This window comes from Enterococcus sp. AZ011 (genome assembly GCF_050548355.1).
GTDB classification, from domain to species: domain Bacteria; phylum Bacillota; class Bacilli; order Lactobacillales; family Enterococcaceae; genus Enterococcus; species Enterococcus faecalis.
The window spans coordinates 938,796-958,581 of sequence record NZ_CP172959.1 but is presented as its reverse complement, the minus strand read 5'-3'; the positions used below and the strand labels follow the sequence as shown (position 1 = coordinate 958,581).

Here is a 19,786-nt window from a genome sequence, read left to right as displayed (position 1 = left end):
TTCTTTTCAATAACAATAACCCTCAATCTAATCAACATAGATTGAGGGTTATTCGTTATTTTATGATGATGCCGCTAGCCATTTTTCAACGGCCCAGCGGTGGCTTCCTCTTTTTAATAAACGGACTGCTTCTTCTGGTGCAACCCAATGTAAAGTATTGGTCCTTTCTAAGGGTTCGCTAAGTTGCCGCCAAGTATTCGCTACATAAAAATAGCCAGGATTATAATAGGCAGTTTGGCGATGGTTCGAATAAAAATATTCATCAGCTTCCCCTAAATAACGGCCAATTTCTACACTAATTCCTAATTCTTCTAGCACTTCTCGGTGGATCGCTTCTTCTTTCGTTTCGGTGCCTTCAATTTCGCCTCCTGGTAAAAAATAAGCTCCATTTGGCGCTTGTACCAGAACCATTGTGTTATTTTCTGGCTTTGAAACAATAATGTATGCAGCATATCTTGTTTGATAGGTCAATGTCTCTTCTCTTTTTCCAAACGTTGGCGTTTTCATTGGCGCACCTCTTCTCTTTTCATCTATTTTACCTGAGAAATTCCTTTAGAACAAGTCAGAAACCAAGCGTTTTTCTCTACATTTCACGTTTATCTATGCTACTATTAACGTTGGAAATATAATTAAGTTTGAAAGGGAGTTTTTAACTATGAAAATGGCTCATACATGTGTGCGTGTAAAAGATTTAGAGGCATCATTAGATTTCTATCAAAAAGCCTTCAATTTTGAAGAAAGTCGCCGTCGTGATTTTCCAGAAAATAAATTTACTTTGGTTTATTTAACTTTACCAGGAGACGACTACGAACTAGAACTAACTTATAATTATGATCATGAAGCATACGATTTAGGAAACGGTTATGGTCATATCGCCATCAGTACAGATGATTTAGAAGGATTACACGAAAAACATCAAGCGGCTGGCTTAACTGTCACTGACTTAAAAGGCTTACCTGGAACTGCACCATCTTATTACTTTGTTGTCGACCCAGATGGGTATAAAATCGAAGTCATTCGTGAACGTTAAAAAGTTTCACTTGTTCACTTACTGAGCTTTTTGTGTTTGAGAGCTGTCCGAGACAAAACTTGTCTCGACTTCTTCTCAAACACTTTTTTCAAAAAAAGTGCTACAATAGAACGTATGAATTTATTGAGGATGTGATGTTATTATGACAAAAAAAATTATTGGAATCGCTGGCAATCAACTTTTGCAGGCAGCTGAAGTGTTTCACGGTAACCAAGTGACTTACACCCCACAAGGTTTTGTTAGCGCTGTTCAAGCCGCAGGTGGCGTTCCTCTCGTTTTGCCAATTGGCTCCAAAGAATTAGCCGCTACGTATATACAACAAATTGATAAACTACTTTTAGCAGGCGGTCAAGATGTTGCCCCTGAATTTTACGGACAAGAACCCCATATAAAATTAGAAGAAACGAATCGTGATCGTGACGAGTTTGAATTAGCCCTAATTGAAGAAGCCTTAAAACAAAACAAACCTATTTTTGCGGTTTGCCGTGGAATGCAATTAGTCAATGTTGCTTTAGGTGGCACATTATATCAAGATTTATCGATGTATCCTCAATGGTCAGTTAAGCACGGACAACAACCCACTCAACCAATCTTTGCGACGCATCGTATTGATGTTGAACCAGACAGTCAATTATCAAACATATATGGTACAACTGGTCAAGTCAACTCGTACCATCACCAAGCACTACATACTTTAGGAAAAGATTTACGCGTTACTGCTTGGTCCTCTGATGGCCTTGCAGAAGCAGTGGAATCAACAAATGAACAGCAGCCTTTATTAGCTGTTCAATGGCATCCTGAACTAATGTACGCACGTGATGCCAAATCCCAAGCACTCTTTAACTACTTTGTTCAAAAATTATAGTAAAAACGGAGGGACGTCTTTCGCCCCTCCGTTTTTGCTTGCTATCATACTTAAAAATCAAAATTATCTGGATCTGCACCAAAACGATGATCCTTATTTAACTGATTAATTGTGGTTATTTCTTCTGGCGTTAATTCAAAATCAAAGACAGAAAAATTTTCCTGAATTCTTTTTTCGTGAACAGATTTGGGAATCACGATAATATCATTTTGTAAGTGCCAACGAATAATCACTTGGGCCGCTGATTTACCATATTTTTCACCAATTTTCACTAGTACTGGTTCAGATAATAAATTACCTTGTCCTAGAGGAGACCAAGCCTCCACGGCAATCTTATTTTCGGCTAAATATTTTCGTAGCGGTTCTTGTGTTAACGTAGGATGTAATTCAATTTGATCCACCATTGGCACAACATTTGCTTCTGTTAATAAATCTTCCAAATGATGTTGATGAAAATTGGAAACGCCAATTGCTTTGGCACGACCACTTGCGTAAATTTCTTCTAATGCTTTCCATGATTCTTTATATTTACCAGCAACAGGCCAGTGAATTAAATATAAATCAACATAGTCTAACCCTAATTTTTCTAAGCTTTTATCAAACGCTTTAATCGCATTTTCATAGCCTTGATCTTCATTCCATAATTTCGTCGTCACGAAAATTTCTTCGCGGGGAATACCCGATTGACGAATGCCTTCGCCCACCCCTACTTCGTTTTTATAAACGGCTGCTGTATCAATCAAGCGATAACCCGCTTCTAAAGCCCATTTTACTGAATTTGTTGCTTCTGAGCCATCTTCTACACGCCAAACACCTAAACCTAGGCGTGGCATTTCATTGCCGTTTGCTAATTTTTTTGTTTTATCCAAAGTCATGTGTTTCTTCAGCCCCTTCATTTTCATTACTTTTAGTATACTACGCATTCTTCTTTCACGAAACAATCACGACTCGTCAGGTCATTTTCTTTATTTTTAATAAATAACGACGCCAATAGGTCAGCACTCCGATTAGTGCCACAACTACAATTGTTCGACCGCTAACGCTTCCAATCCACAGTTTAACTGCAAGTAACCAGATACAAAAGAGATAAACACAGGACCAATTAAAGGAAACTTTCAATGTACATGATTCTGCAATTTCGATTATCTGACTACTAAAAAAACGACTCCCTAATCGTAAAGCGACTGGATTATGGAAGATGAATGTTCGTCGCTTGTCAGCCGTCAAGCGAGTGGCACATCGTTCATCAATAAAAATTGTTACAGGTAATTTAGAAAGTAAATCATTTTTTGCCCATTCAATTGAAACTTTCACGCAGCACTCACAACCTTTAACAAAATTATAAAATATATTATTTACAAAATTATAACATTCCTAAAAAAACATGTTAAGTCTTTAAAAAAACTTTCTATTTTCTTCCCCTTTCGCCGAGAGATTTAGTATACTAAAAGAAGAAATTTTAGAGAAAGTTGGATTTTTATGTTGATACTTGGTTTAGCCAGTACTGAAACAGTCGATTCTTCTGCTCCTGATTTAGCAGAAGCGACCGTAAAAAAAGTGAGCGCGCTACAACGCTTTTGGAACAATATTAATTGGGATGCCATTGTCGCTACCTTAATTGAAAAAAGTTTATCAATTTTATTTTTAATTTTTCTATTTTTTATTATTCAGCGAATCGGGAAATATTTAATTGATCGCACCTATGCAAATTATAGTAAAAAGCAACATTTTAGTGAAAGCCGTTTAAAAACGTTACACACTTTAATTATTAATGCATTTCAATATACGCTGTTCTTTTTCTTCATCTATTCTCTTTTGACCATTGTCGGTGTACCTGTTGGCTCATTATTAGCCGGAGCGGGAATTGCCGGTGTTGCCATTGGTTTAGGAGCTCAAGGATTCATGAATGACTTAATTACCGGATTTTTCATTATTTTAGAACAACAAATGGATGTAGGCGATTATATTCGCTTATTGGCGTTAAATATTGAAGGAACAGTTACTTCTGTCGGATTACGAACCACTCAAATTAAAGCGGTTGATGGAACTGTTCATTTTATTCCAAACCGAAACATCACCACAATCAGTAACCTGTCTCGTGCCAATATGCAAGTGTTAATTGATGTCCGCATCAATCCTGAAGAAGGTTATGAAAAAATTTGTGAAGTGATTACAGAAGTCAATGAAACGTTAAAAGAAAAGTATATCGAAAGTATTCAAACTGGGCCAGATATTTTTGGTATGGTCGATTTAGGCAATGGTAACTTTGCGGTGCGAACGACCATGTATGTACTAAACGGCAAACAATTTGCGGTCAAAGAAGAATTTCTAGCTCAATATATCAAAGCATTAACAGAGGCCGGCTTTACGATTCCCAATACGCCCATTATTGCAAAATAAAAAACAGCCACCAGATACTTATTAGTTATCTGGTGGCTTTTTTTCTAATTGTCCAATGATTTTAAAAAGCCACTAACTGCCTTCACTCCAAACAATAACGCCTCTTCGTTGGGTTCAAACTTGGCAGAATGAAGGCTATAAGGACTTGCCACGCCTAACCAAAACATCGTGCCTGGGACTTTAGACAATAGATAGCCAAAATCTTCACCTGTCATTGCAACCGGTGCTTGTTGAAATTGAACTGTTGCTTGTTTGCTCATGTATTCAATCAAATTCGTGGTACATGCTGGCTCATTCACTACAGGTAAATACCCTTTCTGATCAAGATGAACAGTTACTTCACATTGAAAAGATTGCGCAATACCTTCACTAATTTCGCGAATTCTTCGCTGCGTTTGTTCATTCGTTTCTGCTGTCAATGTGCGAATTGTACCAGATAAAGTTGCTTCTTCGGCAATCACATTGCAGGCAGTCCCTGCATGAAAAGTCCCAAAAGTAACGACTGCCCCGACCACAGGATCAACATTTCGACTAACGATTGTTTGCGCTTGCTGAATTAAATTGGTAGCCGCCAAGACCATATCATTCGCTTGATGCGGAAAAGCCGCATGTCCACCTTTTCCTTTTAAGGTAATGTTCACTTCACAAGTGGCAGCAAACAATGTCCCTACTCTGGTACTAATAGTTCCGACTGGCAAATCAGGATTAACATGAAGCGCATAAAATTCATCAGGTAACCATTCACCAAACGCATGGTCTTCATACATCAACATCCCCCCTGCTTCATTTTCTTCAGCAGGTTGAAATAAAAATAAAAAGTTATTGTCTGGTTGCTGTTGACTTAATTCTTTCAAAACCCCTAAACCGATTGTCATGTGAAAATCGTGCCCACAGGCATGCATAAACCCTGTTCGTTTTGATTGAAAAGCAGAAACCACTTCCTCTTGAATAGGCAAACCATCAATATCAGCACGCCAGCCGATGGTTTTCTGAGGATTTTTGCCCTCTATGAAGACTAAAATCCCCGTTTGCCATGTTCGAACTTGCAGATAAGGTTGCTTCATTTTATCAATTTCATTAAGTAAAAAGGCTTGTGTTTCCTTTTCTTCTAAACCGATTTCAGGTATTTGATGTAGTTGCCGTCTAATCGCAATTAATTCTTCTTGCTCCACAAAAGCCACTCCTTCATTTTTGGGGTAATCGAAAGCCGCCATGAAGAAGTTTCTTCATCGCGACTGACTAATTTATTTTTAGAGTTTACGTAATTCTTCTAAAATCTCTGTTTTACTCTTGGTTTTATCATCAATTTGTTTAATTACTTTTGCTGGCACGCCTGCGACAACGGTATGCGCTGGAACGTCTTCCACAACTACTGCCCCAGCAGCCACAACGGCACCTTCACCAACACGAACCCCTTCTAGTACGACCGCATTCGCTCCAATGACAACCTCGTTTTCAATAACCACAGGTGCGGCACTTGGTGGTTCAATGACACCAGCTAAAACCGTTCCTGCGCCAATATGACAATGCTTCCCTACAGTTGCACGACCGCCCAAAACAGCGCCCATATCAATCATAGTCCCTGCACCAACGACGGCGCCAATATTTAGAATAGCCCCCATCATAATCACCGCTTGATCGCCAATTTCAACTTTTTCGCGAATCAAAGCACCTGGTTCAATCCGAGCATTAATGTCTTTCAGATCAAGAAAAGGAATTGCTGAGTTACGTGCATCATTTTCTACAACATAATCCTCAATTTTTTCTTTGTTTGCTTCTAAAAAAGGTTTTACGTCAGCCCAATCGCCAAACAATGTCCCAGTTTTACAATTATTAAAGACCTTAATTGTTTCCGGAAACGTGACTTCTTTTAATTGCCCTTTCAGTGTTACTTTAACAGGCGTTTGCTTTTTGGCATCGCCAATATACTGAATAATCTCATATGCGTCCAATCACAGCACTCCTTTACTTCGTGTTATCATACAGAATAACGCATTTATGAGAAAAAAGTAAAGAGTTTCTTGCGTTTTATTTAAATTACTTTCATTTCTTCTTCTGATTTAGGCAGAACAAGATGATGTTTTTCTAATTCATGCGCCATATGATTGACCGCTTTTAAAATTTCTTTGCGTGTAATGATACCCTTAAAGCGTTGATTATCATCAACCACTGGTAAAAAAGAAGCATCTACTAATAAATGTAACACTTCTTCTAAATCCCACGATTCACCAATTACAGGAACATTGACTTCCATTACATCGGCCACAGTAAATTCATTCAATTTTTCAAAATCCACTGAAGTCAAATCAAACATTTTATCTACAACGTCTGTCAAACCGATTAAACCAACAAAGCGATCTCCCTTATCTAACACAGGAATCTTGGAATAGCGAACTTTCGATAAGACTAATGCCGCGTGACTTAAAGGATTTAAACACATTACATTGGCGACATTTTCGGCAGGTACTAAAAACGTTTCTTGTTTTTCTAATAATAATTCTTTTACAGCAGTCCCTATCATGATTGGGTTGCCTCCATTTCTAATTCTTTAACACGTAACTTATTGTACCTAATTCTGCGGAAAAAGTCTTGGAATTCGCAAATTCTTCATAACTTAACAAACGAAAATTAACGTTTTGTTCTATTCTCCCCAAAAATAAGAGAACGCTTTCTTAAAAAAATAAAAACTTAGTTGTCCCATAACAGACAACTAAGTTTTTATAAAAGACCAATTAATCAGTCAATTATACTTCTTTTTCACACATTTTATCACAGCCATCACTGACCATAATAAGCGGAAATCCCATGTTTTCTAAAATAGTGTTTATCCAATAAAAAATGATCAATTGGTTCAACATCTGGATTAATTATTTCCGTCAAACGGGCCATTGAACAGATTTCATCTAAAATCAAACTGTTTTCAACTGCTTTTTCCGGAGTCATTCCCCAAGTAAATGGGCCATGTCCATAAACTAACACTCCTGGAACTGCTAAAGGATCTAGTTCTTGTTCATGAAATGTTTCAACAATGACTTTGCCAGTCTCTTCTTCATAGTTTTCTTTAATTTCACTTTCAGAGAGCGCTCTTGTGCAAGGTACAGCGCCATAAAAAGCATCCGCATGGGTGGTACCGTAAGGAGGTAAGGCTCGCCCTGCTTGAGCCCATGTAACACTATTCAGGGAGTGCGTGTGCGCAATCGCTCCAATTTCTGGCATTTTTTGATAGAGATAAAGATGCGTGGGTAAATCAGAAGACGGCTTTAATGCATTGGTTTCCAATAGTTGTCCCTTTAAATCAGTCACTACCATCTGTTCCTTGGTCATTTCTTGATATTTGACGCCGCTTGGTTTAATTACGATAATCCCTAATGACCGATTGATTTCACTAACATTGCCCCACGTTAATTTGACTAAGCCCAGTTTTGGCAAAGCCAGATTCGCTTCATAAACACGTTGTTTCATTGCTTGGATGATCGCTTTATTGTTCATAATAACCCGCCTCTACTAATTTGGGATAGAGATACTGCTGCGCGGCTTGAATTTTTTCTTGAAAATTCAAATCCGTTTCATTCCACATTTCAATTAAAAAAGGACCACTATAGTTTAACCGCTTGAGTGTTTTCAATAAGCCTGTAAAATCAACACAGCCTTCTCCAAAAGTAACTTCCCGAAACTTCCCTTCAAATGTGTCTGTTACAGCGAAGGTATCTTTTAAGTGAATAGCAGCGATTTCAGCAATTCCCTTTTCAAGTTCAACCGCCGGATTATTTTCCGGCCAAGCAGACAAATTACCTAAATCAGGATAAACATGCAAAAAAGGAGACGGAATTTGTTCCTTAATTTCTAGAAATTTTTGTATGCTATTCATAAAAGGGTCATCCATAATCTCAACAGCCAGAATGACACCGTATTGTGCAGCTTCCTCAACGCCCTTTTTCAGACCTTGAAGAAAAAATTCCCTTGTTTCGGCAGTTTTTTCTTCGTAAAAGACGTCATAGCCAGCTATTTGAATTACCCGTATGTTTAATTGATGAGCCAAACGAATCGCTTGAGATAAAATTTTCCGTCCTTTTTCACGTGTTTCTTTATTTAAAGAGCCTAAAGGGAACCGCCGATGACCACTTAAACACAAAGAATGGATAAAAAAATCTTCTTTCACCATTAATTGAGAAAGTTCTTGTAACTGGCTTGGTGTCCAAGCCAATCGTGCTAAACGTTCATCGGATTCATCAATTGACATTTCTAAAAAATCAAACCCTAACTTTTTGGCCCATGTGAATCGTTCTGCCCAAGTTAAATTTTGCGGGAGTGCTTTTTCATATAGTCCAATTCGTGCCATTTTATCACTTCCAAATCTGATCGATTTTTTTTTGAAAATCTTTGGCTGCTTGTTCAGGATTTTTTGATTCAGTAATCCCACGGCCCGCAATAAATGTTGCAACTGCCATTGTTTGAAACAATTCAAGCGTTTCGACAGTTAAACCACCTGTGACGGACACTTCAAAGCCTAAGTCAATTAGTTCTTGAACTTTATTCAAATCTTTTTCTCCCCAGCTGCCGCCAGCTAAAAGAGCATCTCTACTTTGATGATAAATCACCTGATTAATCCCTAATTCTCGCCATTGTCGAGCTTGTTGCATTGTCCAATTTCCATATAGTTCTACTTGTAATTCTCGGACTTCTTTTTGAGCTGCAGCCATCGTTGGTAAGGTGGCGCAACAAATGACCGTCATGAAATCAGCGCCTGCTTGTGCGACATTACGAGCAACTGTACCGCCCGCATCAGCACATTTTGTATCAGCAACAATTGTTTTATTAGGAAACATGCGTTTTAAACAACGAATTGCTTTTTGGCCTTCTTGTAAACACAAAATAGTGCCAACTTCGATAATATCGACAATTTCTCCGACTTTCATACAATCTGCTAAAGCGTCTTCTAATCTATTATGATCTAAAGCGATTTGTAAGTTTGGTCTTTTCATCTTTCCCATCCTTTTATTCAGATTTTTGATAACGATCTGAAGCCATATATTTTTCTTGAATTTCTTTTGCAGACATTACATTTTTAATGCCAATCACTGTGACTCCGCGTTTTTCTGCTTGCTGAAACATTTGTAAAAAATTGACTGGAGTAAAAACAACGTCGTATTGGCTAGCAGAGCTTTTTCCTTCTGAAATGGCGCAATGATGAATTTTTGTAATCGGTACACCTAGTTCTTTCATTGCTTTTTCAACACTCCGCATCATCATTAGACTCGTGCCAGAACCATTGGCACAGGAAACAAGTATTCTCATTTTAAATTCCTCCTTTAATTCTCTTGAAATTTTTTAGCATATTGTTCATAATCATTGACAATCATAAAGTAACCTTCTGGATTTCTCCGATACTGAAGTTGCGGAATTATTAGTAACCCAATCACCACCACTGCTACGCCAACATAGCCTAGAACTTTCATAATGATTGTAAATAACGGCCAAGCTGTTGCCCAATCGAACATGCCCAAATAACCGCCATATTGAGATAATCCAATCCATGTAGCAAATAAAGCTGAGCCACCTACTTGGATTAAACCTGAAAGGAATGGGAATAAACAAGCAGCTTTTACTCCGCCACGATTATTTGCATAAACAGCTATGACAGCGTTATCAAAAAACAATGGGATAAAACCCGCAATAACGATTGTCGGAGACTTTAATAGAATCAGTAAGCCAATCATTAAAAACTGGCCTAATGCGCCAAAGAGGAACCCAATTGTTACTGCGTTGGGCGAACCAAACCCGAAAGTCGCTGCTACGTCAATCCCAGGAACAGCGCCTGGTAAAATGGTATTTGAAATCCCTTGGAATGACTGCGTCAACTCGTCAACAAAGGTTCTAACGCCTAATTGTAAGATAGCTAAATAGACAGCAAAATTTAATGAAGTGGTCATGATATAAAAGAAGAAACTCTGCCCTTCTTGCATAAATTTAGCTTGAATTAAATAATCTTGTCCCAAAACAAGCAAGATAATGCCAAAGAAAAAGAGCATCAAAATGGACGTAGCAACCATATTTTCATTAAAAATGGATAGAAATCCTGGTAATTCGATATCTTCCAATTTTTTATCGACCTTCTCTGAACGATGTTTCTTTTGATCACGTTTTTTCAACCATTCTGCTAATTTTGCAAAAATAAATATGCCAAACATTTGTTGATGGGCTACCGCAAAACCAGCACCTTCTGTTAATTCCTGCGTAATCCCTACCGTTAAATTTGAAGCAACTGCCCAATAACACCCAAGAATTAAGCCCATAAAAATTAGTACTTCGATCCTACCTAAGTTAGGAAAACAAAAGAGTAAAATCCAGAAAGCGGTAGCTGCTTGTTGAATCTGAACATTCCCTGTTGTAAAAACGGCTCTCAATTTTGTATATTTTTGAAAACGAACCAACAAAATATTCATAATAAATGCGATCAATAACAAAATCATCACATCACCAAAGGTTCGTCCAAAGGTTTTCATCAATCCAGCATCGACTGCATTTTGCCCGAAATATGGATCGGTAACCATTGCCTGTAAATTAAATCGCTCTTTCAAGCCTACTAGAATAGGGCGAAAATTATTAACCAAACCACCAGAACCAACACTCAAAATAAAATAACCAACTGTCGCTTTCAGAAAACCTGCTAAACATTCATAAAAGGGCCTCCGTAACAAGAGATAACCTAATAACACGATGAAACCAATCAAATATGCTGGCTGTGTTAAAACGTTCGTAGCAAAATAAGTCCAACTATTTAACAAGAACTCCCCCATTGATTTTTCCCCCTATAATTGATATTTCTCCATAACTTCTTTAAAATCCATTGGCGTATTTGTTTCTAACAAGTCAGCAATCACGCCATCCGTCATCAATAAATCCATCAATTGCTGAATATTTTCAAGATGTTCGGCGGGATTTTGGGCTGCCAATGTAAAAAATAATGTTGCTGTTTTTGCTTCTTGATCGCCAGCAAAAGTGACTGCTTGCTTAAATTTTGTAAAAGAAATGGCCGTTCCAAAAACGCCTGCGCTTTCCTCTGATGAATGTGGCATGGCTACTTCAGGAGCAATGATGATATAAGGTCCAAACGTTTCGACACACTGGATAATCTCATCGACGTAACTCTGATCGATGATGTGTTTTTGGAGTAAAATCAAACAACTTTCCTGAATCGCCTCTTGCCAACTAACCGGTTCTTTATCAGGGTAATGAATAAGCTCTTGCTCCCAAAAATAAGTTAACATTGTACATCCAGCCTTTCTTACAAGAATGAAGGAAATGGTGTATCATTTTCTTTAACAAAAACATCATCAAAGCCACGATCAAAGTTAAATTCTAAGTTGTCTTTGTCATCTGGATAAACAAATTTGCCACCCACTTGCCAAATATATGGTTTAAATTGATAATGTAAACGATTTTTTTTAAATTTCCAAATTTCCATGATTTCTTTTGGATCCGCCATAAAATTAGACCAAATATCATAATGAACAGGAATGACTACTTTCGCATTTAAAGATTCTGCCATTCTCAACATATCAACAGAAGTTATTTTATCTGTGATACCGCGAGGATTTTCGCCATATGCTCCTAAGCAAACATCAATTGCATATTGATTACCATGTTTCGCAAACAAGTTAGAATAATGAGAGTCTCCGGCGTGATATACCGTACCACCTGAGGTTTCAAATAGATAATTGACAGCTAGTTCATTCATGTCCTGAGGCATTTTACCTTTAAATGTATTTTCAGGATCATCAGAAGTAATTAGCGCGGTTCGATCAAAAGCTTCCAAGGCCAATACGTTCACATCATTCACTTTTATTTCTTGACCAGGCTCTATAACCCGTGTTTTTTCTGACGGAACACCCCAACGCTGCCATGTTTTCACTACTTCTTTTGGACCAATAAATAGAGCCTTAGGACAATTTTGATGAACAGCAGCAGCTGTGTGAATATCCAAATGGTCTGAATGAATATGTGTGACAACTAAAGCATCTACCTCTTTTATTTCAAAAGGATCAATCACAAAAGGTTGTGTTCTTAAATTAGGTTGCATTTTTTGGCAACCACTCATGCGCATCATTTGATGGCCATTTTTCATTAAGCCGTTCCCGTGCGTTTGTTTTCCTGTTCCACACCATAAATCACATAAAATATTCGTGTTCTCATGCGTTTTCAGCCAAATGCCTGTACAACCAAGCCACCAGAGTGCAACCGTTCCTTGAAGCACATTTGTCTGATTAATTTCTTCGTTTAAATAAGTGCCCCATTCTGGAAATGTCGCCTTCAACCAACTTTCTTTTGTAATTTCATGAATCGATTTGCTCATGCTACCACTCCTCTTCTCAAATGATTGTGTTATGCTTTATAAGAAAATCATAGCCGCAAAAAATCACAATGAAAACCCTTTTATATGATTGTTTGCACTTTTAATGATTCTTTTACGTGTTTTGTTTTCCTATGAGTTATACTATTTCATGGGGGACCGTGTCCAAAAAAATAACTAAAGGAGGTTGTATTACTTGAAAAGTTCATTAGAAACCATTGAAAAAAGGCAACAAAACATTCTCGCGCTGCTGCAAAAAAACAAACAAATGACTACCTATAAATTAGCAGATGTTTTAAATGTTTCCTTAAGCACAATTCGTCGTGATTTAAATGTCTTAGAAACTAAGAATGACATCATTCGAAAATATGGGTATTGTATTTACAACGACCAAAATCAGAAAGACTTTGATCAATCAGGACCGGAGTTATTAAAACAAGCCATTGCTCGTGTTGCTTGTAGCTATCTAAGTGATTATGATACCGTTTTCATCAATTCAAGTTCCACTGCTTTGAATATTCTCCATTATTTAAAGGCCGACCATCTGACCATCGTAACGAATAATTTAAAAATTGCCACCAAGCCTCATGTTTCTCAATACAATTATATTTTGACCGGAGGCGAATTACGTTTTCCCAAAGAAGTTCTGGTAGGAGATATTGCCATTAACACAATCACCGCAACGCATGCCGATGTTTGCGTAATTGGCTGTAGCGGGGTCAGTTTAGAACATGGCGTCACTACAAAAATTTTCAATGAAGCAAAAATTAATGAGCTTATGATAAAACAAACAACAAAAGTAAAAATTCTGGTCGCGGACCATCGAAAAATCGGCTTGACATCTAAATTTAAAATTGCTGATATTACCGCTTTTGATTGTTTGATTACAGACAAACATTGCTCATCAACTTTAATTACAGAACTTCGTAAGACCGGCTTAAAGGTTATCCAAGTCGACTAAAAAAAGAGCGTAGGACAAAAATCAAAAAGAGATTTTTGTCCTACGCTCAAAATCTGATAAATAAAAAAGTAGCACTTATTTCTTAACATTCACTTACTTCGTAAACGTTGCCTTTAATCGTTCCAATGGTTGGTGCTCTTTGTTATAGTACTGAACGAGATATTGTTCAGGTGTACTTTCAATTATGGCATATGTTTTCTCTTGAACTGGTCCACGAGGTAAACGAATACTTCCCGGATTAACAAAGAGAATGTTATTGTGTCGCTCTGCACCGAGTACATGAGTGTGACCAAATAAGGCAATTGTCGCTCCTGCTTCTTCCGCCTGTAAAGCAAGTGTCGTGAGCCCCATTCTAACATTGGCCAAATGACCATGTGTCATATAAATAACTTGATCCCCCACTTTTTTAGTCACAGTTTTGGGAAATTCATCATAAAAATCACAATTTCCTTGCACTACAATGAATTTTTGCCAAAGTTCATCTGTCGGTTCTAATTCAGAATCACCACAGTGAAAGAGTGCATCGACTTGTCCTTCATAATGATTCACTAAGTCAACCAAACAGTCGCGATCGCCATGGTTATCGCTTACTACCAAGATTTTCATACGTTTCAACTCCTATTTTTTTAGCCATTCTTCCCATTGTTCTTTTAATTTTGCCACTGCTTGTCCACGATGACTGACTTTATTTTTCTCTTCTCCAGACAATTCAGCTGCCGTCTTACCAAGCTCTGGAACATAGAAAAGTGAATCGTACCCAAAGCCTCCTTCACCACGAGGAATCGTACCGACTTCTCCTGGCCATTCAGCTTCGACCACCAGACTTTCTTTCTTTGGTTCAGCAAAAACCAATGTACAATGGAAACGCGCTTGTCTTTTTTCTTTTGGCACGCCCGTTAACTCATGTAGTAGTTTCGCATTATTTGAAGCATCGTTAGTTGGCTCACCAGCAAAACGAGCAGAATAGATTCCCGGCATTCCCCCTAACGCATCAACAATTAATCCTGAATCATCTGCTAATACTGGTTTCTGTAAAATTTCTGCAATTGTTTCAGCTTTTAGACGAGCATTTTCTTCAAATGTTCGACCAGTTTCTTCTACATCTGGCAAATTCGGATAATCTAATAACGTCTTAACTGTATATCCTTTTTCACCAAAAATTGAACTAAACTCTTTCGCTTTACCAGGATTTCTAGTTGCAATGACAATCACTTTCTCTTCTGAATCTTGCGAAGGGACTTCTTCAGAGGCTAAAGCATAAAGCGCTTCTTTCTGATACGCAATTAATTCCTCGATCCCTGTTTTTCCATAAAAGAGCATGGCATTTAACTCATCTCCTGAGAAGGTAGCTTCTTCACCCGTTCCTTGAATTTCCACAAATTCACCAGACTCGGTCATCACGATGTTCATATCCACTGCAGCATTCGAGTCCTCTGCGTAATCTAAGTCCAGCACACAATAACCATCGGGTAAAATACCCACGCTGACAGCAGCTAAATGCTCTTTAATTGGGTCTTCCGCTAGCGCACCAGTCATCAATAAATGATTAACTGCTAAGCGTAGAGCAACAAAAGCGCCTGTAATACTAGCAGTACGGGTTCCCCCATCTGCTTGAATCACATCACAATCGACAACAATGCTCCGTTCCCCTAACTTTTCTAAGTCAACAACAGCTCGCAATGACCGCCCAATCAAACGTTGAATCTCCATTGTTCGCCCTGTTAATTTTCCTTTCGCACTTTCCCGAATATTTCTTGTGTTCGTCGCGCGAGGGAGCATGCTATATTCAGCTGCTACCCAACCTGTTCCCGCGCCTCGTAAAAATGGGGGAACCTTTTCTTCGACAGTGGCTGAGCAAATTACTTTTGTATCGCCAAACGAAATAACCACCGAACCTTCTGGATGTTTAAAAACATTGGTTTCAATAGTGATCTTTCGCAATTCTTTTGGTGCACGACTATCATGTCTAATCATTTTCGTTTCCTCCTAAGTGAATCTGTTGTGCTTTTAAGTTCTCTATACCAAGCCAACTGCTTGCAATCTCTTCAAACATTTTTGCAGAACCAGTTGTATAAAATTCATGGGGCTGTGTAGGCGCTTCAGGCGTGTGGGCAATGTCAAAATAATCGAGAAGCATGCTGACTTCGCCAACTGTTTCGGCTCCTGAGTCAATTAATGTCACATGACTCCCCATCACATTTTGAATCACCGGACGTAACAACGGGTAATGGGTACAACCTAAAATCAACGTATCAAGTCCTTTTAATTGTAGTGCTTGAAGTGTTTCTGCCACAATTTTTTTTGCTACGGAAGAACGATATTGATTACTTTCAACAATGGGGACAAATTTAGGGCAAGCTAAACTAGTCACCTCAATTGCTGGTGCCTTACTTTTAATGGCGATTTCATAGGAAGCACTTTTGATTGTCCCTAAGGTACCTATGACACCAATTTTGTTATTTTTTGTGACTTTAACGGCTGCTCGTGCGCCAGGTAAAATAACACCAACAACTGGAATTGGCAAGGCAGCTTTAATTTCTTCTAATGCGACAGCCGTCGCGGTATTACATGCGATTACTAGCATTTTTATTCGTTTTTTCAATAAAAAATCGGCCATTTCCCAAGTAAACTGAACGACTTGTTCGGCTGGTCGTGGACCATATGGGCAACGGGCTGTATCTCCTAAATAAATTAATCGTTCATTTGGTAATTGCTTTAGCGCTTCCTTTAAAACAGTTAATCCACCAACGCCAGAATCAATTAATCCAATGGCTTCTTGATTGCTCATTCTCATCCTACCTTTGCCTTTTATTCACTGCCTTTATTTTCTACTTTTTAAGGACTATTGTCAATTTTTCCTGTTTTGCTCTCATTTATTTCTTTTTTTGAAGGAAATCTTTTTCGATTAAAAAACTAGTAATTCATTTTTTTGTATGTTATAATTCCTAACATTGAGAATACAATTAGAAATACATTTGGTTAATTTAATTTAAATAACACGTTTCTCACCGAATCCTCTGTTATCTTTTCTACCAAATGATTGCAAAGGAGACTGCCTATGATTTCTTTAGAACATGTAAATAAGTATTTTGGGGAGCATCACGTTTTAAAAGATATTACTTTGAATGTAGAGCAAGGAGAAAAAATTGTCATTATCGGACCCTCTGGCTCTGGCAAAAGTACATTAATTCGGTGTATGAACCAATTGGAAAAAGTCAATGATGGTTCCGTCGTAATTGATAACATTGACATCACCAAACCGAAAGCACCGATTCAAAAGGTTCGCCAGAAAGTTGCCATGGTCTTTCAAAATTTTAACTTATATGCTCACAAAACGATTATTGATAATTTAACGTTAGCACCGATTAAAGTGATGGGCGTTTCCAAAGACGAAGCGGTTCTTACTGGCATGGAGTATTTAGAACGAGTCGGTTTGGCTGATAAAGCTTCTGCTTATCCTTCGCAGCTTTCTGGCGGGCAGCAACAACGGGTCGCTATTGCTCGTGCCTTAAATATGCATCCTGAGATTATCCTTTTTGATGAACCGACTTCGGCACTTGATCCAGAAATGATTCAAGAAGTTTTAGATGTAATGGTCGATCTTTCCAAACAAAATATTACCATGGTTTGTGTCACACATGAGATGGGCTTTGCTCGTCAAGTGGCTGACCGTGTAATCTTCATGGACCAAGGACAGATTATTGAACAAGGAACGCCTGAACATTTCTTTACAAGCACTGAAAACCCTCGTGCAAAAGAATTTCTAAGTAAAATTATTCATAACGGGTAATGAATAAAAAACAAAAAATTGGAGGAATGAAGGAATGAAAAAACAAAATAAATGGCTGGCTGGACTCTCCTTACTTGTATTAGCAGGCATCATTGTGGGCTGTGGTAGCGGCAACAATGACTCAACTTCCAAAAGTGCTTCATCAAACAAAACGGTCACAGTAGAACAATTAAAAAAAGCAGGGAAAATTAAAGTAGGTGTCAAAGAAGACATTCCTAATTTTGGCTATATGAATCCTGATACAAACAAAAATGAAGGAATGGAACCAGATATTGCACGCTTGATTGCGAAAGAAATTACCGGCAGCGAAGAGAATGTGGAATTTGTGGGCGTGACAGCGAAAACGCGCGGTCCCCTTTTAGACAATGGTGAACTAGATATGGTAATTGCTACATTTACAATTACTGATGAACGTAAAAAGACTTATAATTTTACAACTCCCTATTATACAGATGAGATTGGTTTCCTTGTGCGCAAAGAGGATAACTTCTCCAGTATGAAAGATTTAGACGGAAAAACAATCGGCGTTGCACAATCTGCTACGACAAAAGAAAACTTAGAGAAAAAAGCGCAAGAGGAAGGAATCAAATTTACTTATCAAGAATTAGGTTCCTATCCAGAATTAAAAACAGCGTTAACTTCTAAACGAATTGATGCATTTTCAGTGGATAAATCAATCCTATCTGGCTATGTGGATGGCAAGACAGAAATTTTAAAAGATGGTTTTTCGCCACAAGAATATGGAATTACCACAAAGAAAGCAAATACTGAATTAAATGATTATCTAAATGGTTTAATTGAAAAATGGGAAAAAGACGGCACACTAGAAAAAATTTATCAAGACTGGGGCTTAAAAAATTAATCATTCCTAAGACTTGAAGAATCAAAAATTTTAGGAGGGATTTTTATGTTTTTGTTAGCCAATATTTCCTGGCTTGAAGAAGGGCCATTTGCCTTATATCGTTGGGAAGCTTTATTTCAAGATTGGCGAATTTTTGGTCAGGCATTTCTCTATACTATTCTGCTTTCTTTAGGAGCGATCTTAGTTGCCTTTGCTTTAGGCATTTTCTTTGGCAGTTTATCAGCGACCAAAAGTAAACTTTTACACGCAATTAGTCGTGTCTATGTAGAATTTTTTCAAAACACACCTTTGTTGATTCAATTTATCGTAGTCTATTATGGTTTTCCTCTGCTAAGCCCGCTGCTTTCATTTTCTATTACTACGATTGCCATTCTGTGTGTAGGCCTCTATCATGGCGCCTACATTTCTGAAGTGGTTCGCTCAGGAATCGGAGCTGTCCCAAGAGGGCAATTTGAAGCGGCTTACTCCCAAGGATTAACGTATGGTCAAACGATGCGGTATGTGATTTTACCACAAGCATGGCGGATTATGTTACCGCCTTTAACCAATCAAGTAGTGAACCTAATTAAAAATACGTCAACAGTTGCCATTATTTCTGGCGCTGACGTAATGTTTGCTGCCAATAGTTGGTCGTCTGTCAACTTGAACTACATTCCCGCCTTTGCGCTTGCTGGTTTCTTATATTTCATTCTTTGCTTCCCATTAGCGAATTTGGCTAGAAAAATGGAAGAAAAAAATAAGAAAGCATATAGTAGATAGGAGGAAAACAGATGCCTTTTTCAGAAGAAATGCGTCAATTACTGACAGCAAATAATTTTCAATTTCTATTTAACGGCTTAAAATTGACGCTCTATATTTCCTTCGTCTCAATTATTTTGAGTACGATTTTTGGCACCATTCTAGCCGTTTTGCGAAATCAAACCCATGGACCACTGAAGTTACTTGCCAGTATTTATGTAGAAGTGGTGCGTAATATTCCAAACTTATTGTGGATTTATGTTATTTTTTTGATTTTCAAAATCAAATCCACACCTGCTGGAATTGTGAGTTTTACTGTGTTTACTACCGCTGCTTTAGCGGAAATTATTCGTGGTGGTTTAAATGGTGTTGATAAAGGCCAAATTGAAGCGGCGCGTTCTCAAGGGTTTTCAAATTGGCAAATTCTTTATCATATTGTTTTGCCTCAAGCCATTCGCAATGTTTTACCAGCGATCGTTTCTCAGTTTGTTACTGTCATCAAGGATACAAGTTTCTTGTATTCCGTGATTGCTTTGCAAGAACTCTTTGGCAAATCTTATATCTTAATGGGGCGCTACGCACAAACAGGACAAGTATTCACTATTTACGGAATCGTCGCCCTAATTTATTTCATTATTAACTTTAGTATCTCGCAATTTTCACGTTGGCTATCACGAAATTGGGCGAAAAGTTATTAATGTAGTTAAAAACAGGAGGCTGAGACAAAAGTGTTTAGCTCCAAGAAATAAGAAGGAATTTCCGAAAATTGTTCTTTAATTTTTGGAGAATT

Annotated in this window: 24 protein-coding genes; 8 read left to right on the top strand and 16 right to left on the bottom strand. The window is 37.9% G+C overall.

From position 1 onward, the window contains the following. Window positions 1-60 precede the first annotated feature (60 nt). Window positions 61-507 (bottom strand): NUDIX hydrolase, encoded by a 447-nt coding sequence (locus IGL36_RS04705; protein WP_002397797.1) that lies wholly within the window; start codon window positions 505-507, stop codon window positions 61-63. Between the two features lie 148 nt (window positions 508-655). On the opposite strand from IGL36_RS04705, the gene gloA reads away from it, so the two are divergent. After that, window positions 656-1,030, top strand: a complete 375-nt coding sequence (gene gloA / locus IGL36_RS04700) for a lactoylglutathione lyase (protein WP_002358003.1) — start codon at window positions 656-658, stop codon at window positions 1,028-1,030. Between the two features lie 142 nt (window positions 1,031-1,172). Beyond that, the gene (locus IGL36_RS04695; protein ID WP_002397795.1) at window positions 1,173-1,895 is read left to right on the top strand and encodes a gamma-glutamyl-gamma-aminobutyrate hydrolase family protein; all 723 of its coding nucleotides are present in this window, start codon (window positions 1,173-1,175) and stop codon (window positions 1,893-1,895) included. Between the two features lie 50 nt (window positions 1,896-1,945). Here IGL36_RS04695 and IGL36_RS04690 read toward each other — a convergent pair whose 3' ends face one another. After that, on the bottom strand, window positions 1,946-2,818 hold the full coding sequence (locus IGL36_RS04690) for an aldo/keto reductase (RefSeq protein WP_408938825.1): 873 nt from the start codon (window positions 2,816-2,818) through the stop codon (window positions 1,946-1,948). A 28-nt stretch (window positions 2,819-2,846) separates the two neighbouring features. Then, complete coding sequence (locus tag IGL36_RS04685; RefSeq protein ID WP_002358008.1) at window positions 2,847-3,209, bottom strand: hypothetical protein; 363 nt, start codon at window positions 3,207-3,209, stop codon at window positions 2,847-2,849. A gap of 165 nt (window positions 3,210-3,374) precedes the next feature. Between IGL36_RS04685 and IGL36_RS04680 the strand changes: the two genes are divergently transcribed. After that, complete coding sequence (locus tag IGL36_RS04680; protein ID WP_002382128.1) at window positions 3,375-4,295, top strand: mechanosensitive ion channel family protein; 921 nt, start codon at window positions 3,375-3,377, stop codon at window positions 4,293-4,295. Between the two features lie 44 nt (window positions 4,296-4,339). Here IGL36_RS04680 and IGL36_RS04675 read toward each other — a convergent pair whose 3' ends face one another. From IGL36_RS04675 to ulaG, 10 genes are all read right to left on the bottom strand, one after another. Next, window positions 4,340-5,509, bottom strand: a complete 1,170-nt coding sequence (locus IGL36_RS04675; RefSeq protein ID WP_002397792.1) for an N-acetyldiaminopimelate deacetylase — start codon at window positions 5,507-5,509, stop codon at window positions 4,340-4,342. 36 nt (window positions 5,510-5,545) lie between these two features. After that, window positions 5,546-6,247, bottom strand: coding sequence for a 2,3,4,5-tetrahydropyridine-2,6-dicarboxylate N-acetyltransferase (gene dapD, locus IGL36_RS04670; protein ID WP_002358012.1), 702 nt, complete (start codon window positions 6,245-6,247; stop codon window positions 5,546-5,548). 80 nt (window positions 6,248-6,327) lie between these two features. Then, window positions 6,328-6,816 (bottom strand): cyclic-di-AMP-binding protein CbpB, encoded by a 489-nt coding sequence (gene cbpB / locus IGL36_RS04665; RefSeq protein ID WP_002382126.1) that lies wholly within the window; start codon window positions 6,814-6,816, stop codon window positions 6,328-6,330. 257 nt (window positions 6,817-7,073) lie between these two features. Further along, the gene (locus IGL36_RS04660; RefSeq protein WP_002397791.1) at window positions 7,074-7,784 is read right to left on the bottom strand and encodes an L-ribulose-5-phosphate 4-epimerase; all 711 of its coding nucleotides are present in this window, start codon (window positions 7,782-7,784) and stop codon (window positions 7,074-7,076) included. Continuing rightward, on the bottom strand, window positions 7,774-8,634 hold the full coding sequence (locus IGL36_RS04655; RefSeq protein ID WP_002397790.1) for an L-ribulose-5-phosphate 3-epimerase: 861 nt from the start codon (window positions 8,632-8,634) through the stop codon (window positions 7,774-7,776). The genes IGL36_RS04660 and IGL36_RS04655 overlap by 11 nt, the downstream gene beginning before the upstream one ends. Window positions 8,635-8,638: 4 nt before the next feature. Beyond that, window positions 8,639-9,277, bottom strand: a complete 639-nt coding sequence (locus IGL36_RS04650; protein ID WP_010716941.1) for a 3-keto-L-gulonate-6-phosphate decarboxylase UlaD — start codon at window positions 9,275-9,277, stop codon at window positions 8,639-8,641. 13 nt (window positions 9,278-9,290) lie between these two features. Then, the gene (locus tag IGL36_RS04645; RefSeq protein WP_002358018.1) at window positions 9,291-9,590 is read right to left on the bottom strand and encodes a PTS sugar transporter subunit IIB; all 300 of its coding nucleotides are present in this window, start codon (window positions 9,588-9,590) and stop codon (window positions 9,291-9,293) included. A gap of 14 nt (window positions 9,591-9,604) precedes the next feature. Continuing rightward, window positions 9,605-11,092, bottom strand: coding sequence for a PTS ascorbate transporter subunit IIC (locus IGL36_RS04640; protein WP_002361608.1), 1,488 nt, complete (start codon window positions 11,090-11,092; stop codon window positions 9,605-9,607). A gap of 12 nt (window positions 11,093-11,104) precedes the next feature. Further along, complete coding sequence (locus IGL36_RS04635; RefSeq protein WP_002358021.1) at window positions 11,105-11,563, bottom strand: PTS sugar transporter subunit IIA; 459 nt, start codon at window positions 11,561-11,563, stop codon at window positions 11,105-11,107. A 17-nt stretch (window positions 11,564-11,580) separates the two neighbouring features. Beyond that, on the bottom strand, window positions 11,581-12,648 hold the full coding sequence (ulaG, locus tag IGL36_RS04630; protein WP_002358022.1) for an L-ascorbate 6-phosphate lactonase: 1,068 nt from the start codon (window positions 12,646-12,648) through the stop codon (window positions 11,581-11,583). Window positions 12,649-12,841: 193 nt separating this feature from the next. On the opposite strand from ulaG, the gene IGL36_RS04625 reads away from it, so the two are divergent. Continuing rightward, window positions 12,842-13,606 carry a DeoR/GlpR family DNA-binding transcription regulator gene (locus IGL36_RS04625; protein ID WP_002381990.1) on the top strand — a complete coding sequence of 255 codons (765 nt, stop codon included), beginning with the start codon at window positions 12,842-12,844 and terminating at the stop codon, window positions 13,604-13,606. A gap of 93 nt (window positions 13,607-13,699) precedes the next feature. Here the strand turns inward: IGL36_RS04625 and IGL36_RS04620 are convergent, their stop codons facing one another. Genes IGL36_RS04620 through racE form a run of 3 tightly spaced genes read right to left on the bottom strand, consistent with a single transcriptional unit; the run spans window position 13,700 to window position 16,400 of the window. Further along, window positions 13,700-14,212: a metallophosphoesterase gene (locus IGL36_RS04620; protein WP_002386618.1), complete on the bottom strand. Its 513-nt coding sequence runs from the start codon at window positions 14,210-14,212 to the stop codon at window positions 13,700-13,702. A 12-nt stretch (window positions 14,213-14,224) separates the two neighbouring features. Beyond that, the gene (gene rph, locus IGL36_RS04615; protein ID WP_002358026.1) at window positions 14,225-15,580 is read right to left on the bottom strand and encodes a ribonuclease PH; all 1,356 of its coding nucleotides are present in this window, start codon (window positions 15,578-15,580) and stop codon (window positions 14,225-14,227) included. After that, window positions 15,573-16,400: a glutamate racemase gene (gene racE, locus IGL36_RS04610; protein ID WP_002358027.1), complete on the bottom strand. Its 828-nt coding sequence runs from the start codon at window positions 16,398-16,400 to the stop codon at window positions 15,573-15,575. The genes rph and racE overlap by 8 nt, the downstream gene beginning before the upstream one ends. 264 nt (window positions 16,401-16,664) lie before the next feature. Between racE and IGL36_RS04605 the strand changes: the two genes are divergently transcribed. The 4 genes from IGL36_RS04605 to IGL36_RS04590 are packed head-to-tail and all read left to right on the top strand — an operon-like array spanning window position 16,665 to window position 19,694. Beyond that, the gene (locus IGL36_RS04605; protein WP_159154316.1) at window positions 16,665-17,396 is read left to right on the top strand and encodes an amino acid ABC transporter ATP-binding protein; all 732 of its coding nucleotides are present in this window, start codon (window positions 16,665-16,667) and stop codon (window positions 17,394-17,396) included. Between the two features lie 34 nt (window positions 17,397-17,430). Continuing rightward, complete coding sequence (locus tag IGL36_RS04600; RefSeq protein ID WP_002360586.1) at window positions 17,431-18,258, top strand: transporter substrate-binding domain-containing protein; 828 nt, start codon at window positions 17,431-17,433, stop codon at window positions 18,256-18,258. Window positions 18,259-18,303: 45 nt separating this feature from the next. Beyond that, window positions 18,304-19,017, top strand: coding sequence for an amino acid ABC transporter permease (locus IGL36_RS04595; RefSeq protein ID WP_002363695.1), 714 nt, complete (start codon window positions 18,304-18,306; stop codon window positions 19,015-19,017). 11 nt (window positions 19,018-19,028) lie between these two features. Further along, window positions 19,029-19,694, top strand: coding sequence for an amino acid ABC transporter permease (locus tag IGL36_RS04590; RefSeq protein WP_002382114.1), 666 nt, complete (start codon window positions 19,029-19,031; stop codon window positions 19,692-19,694). The last annotated feature ends 92 nt before the right edge of the window (window positions 19,695-19,786 follow it).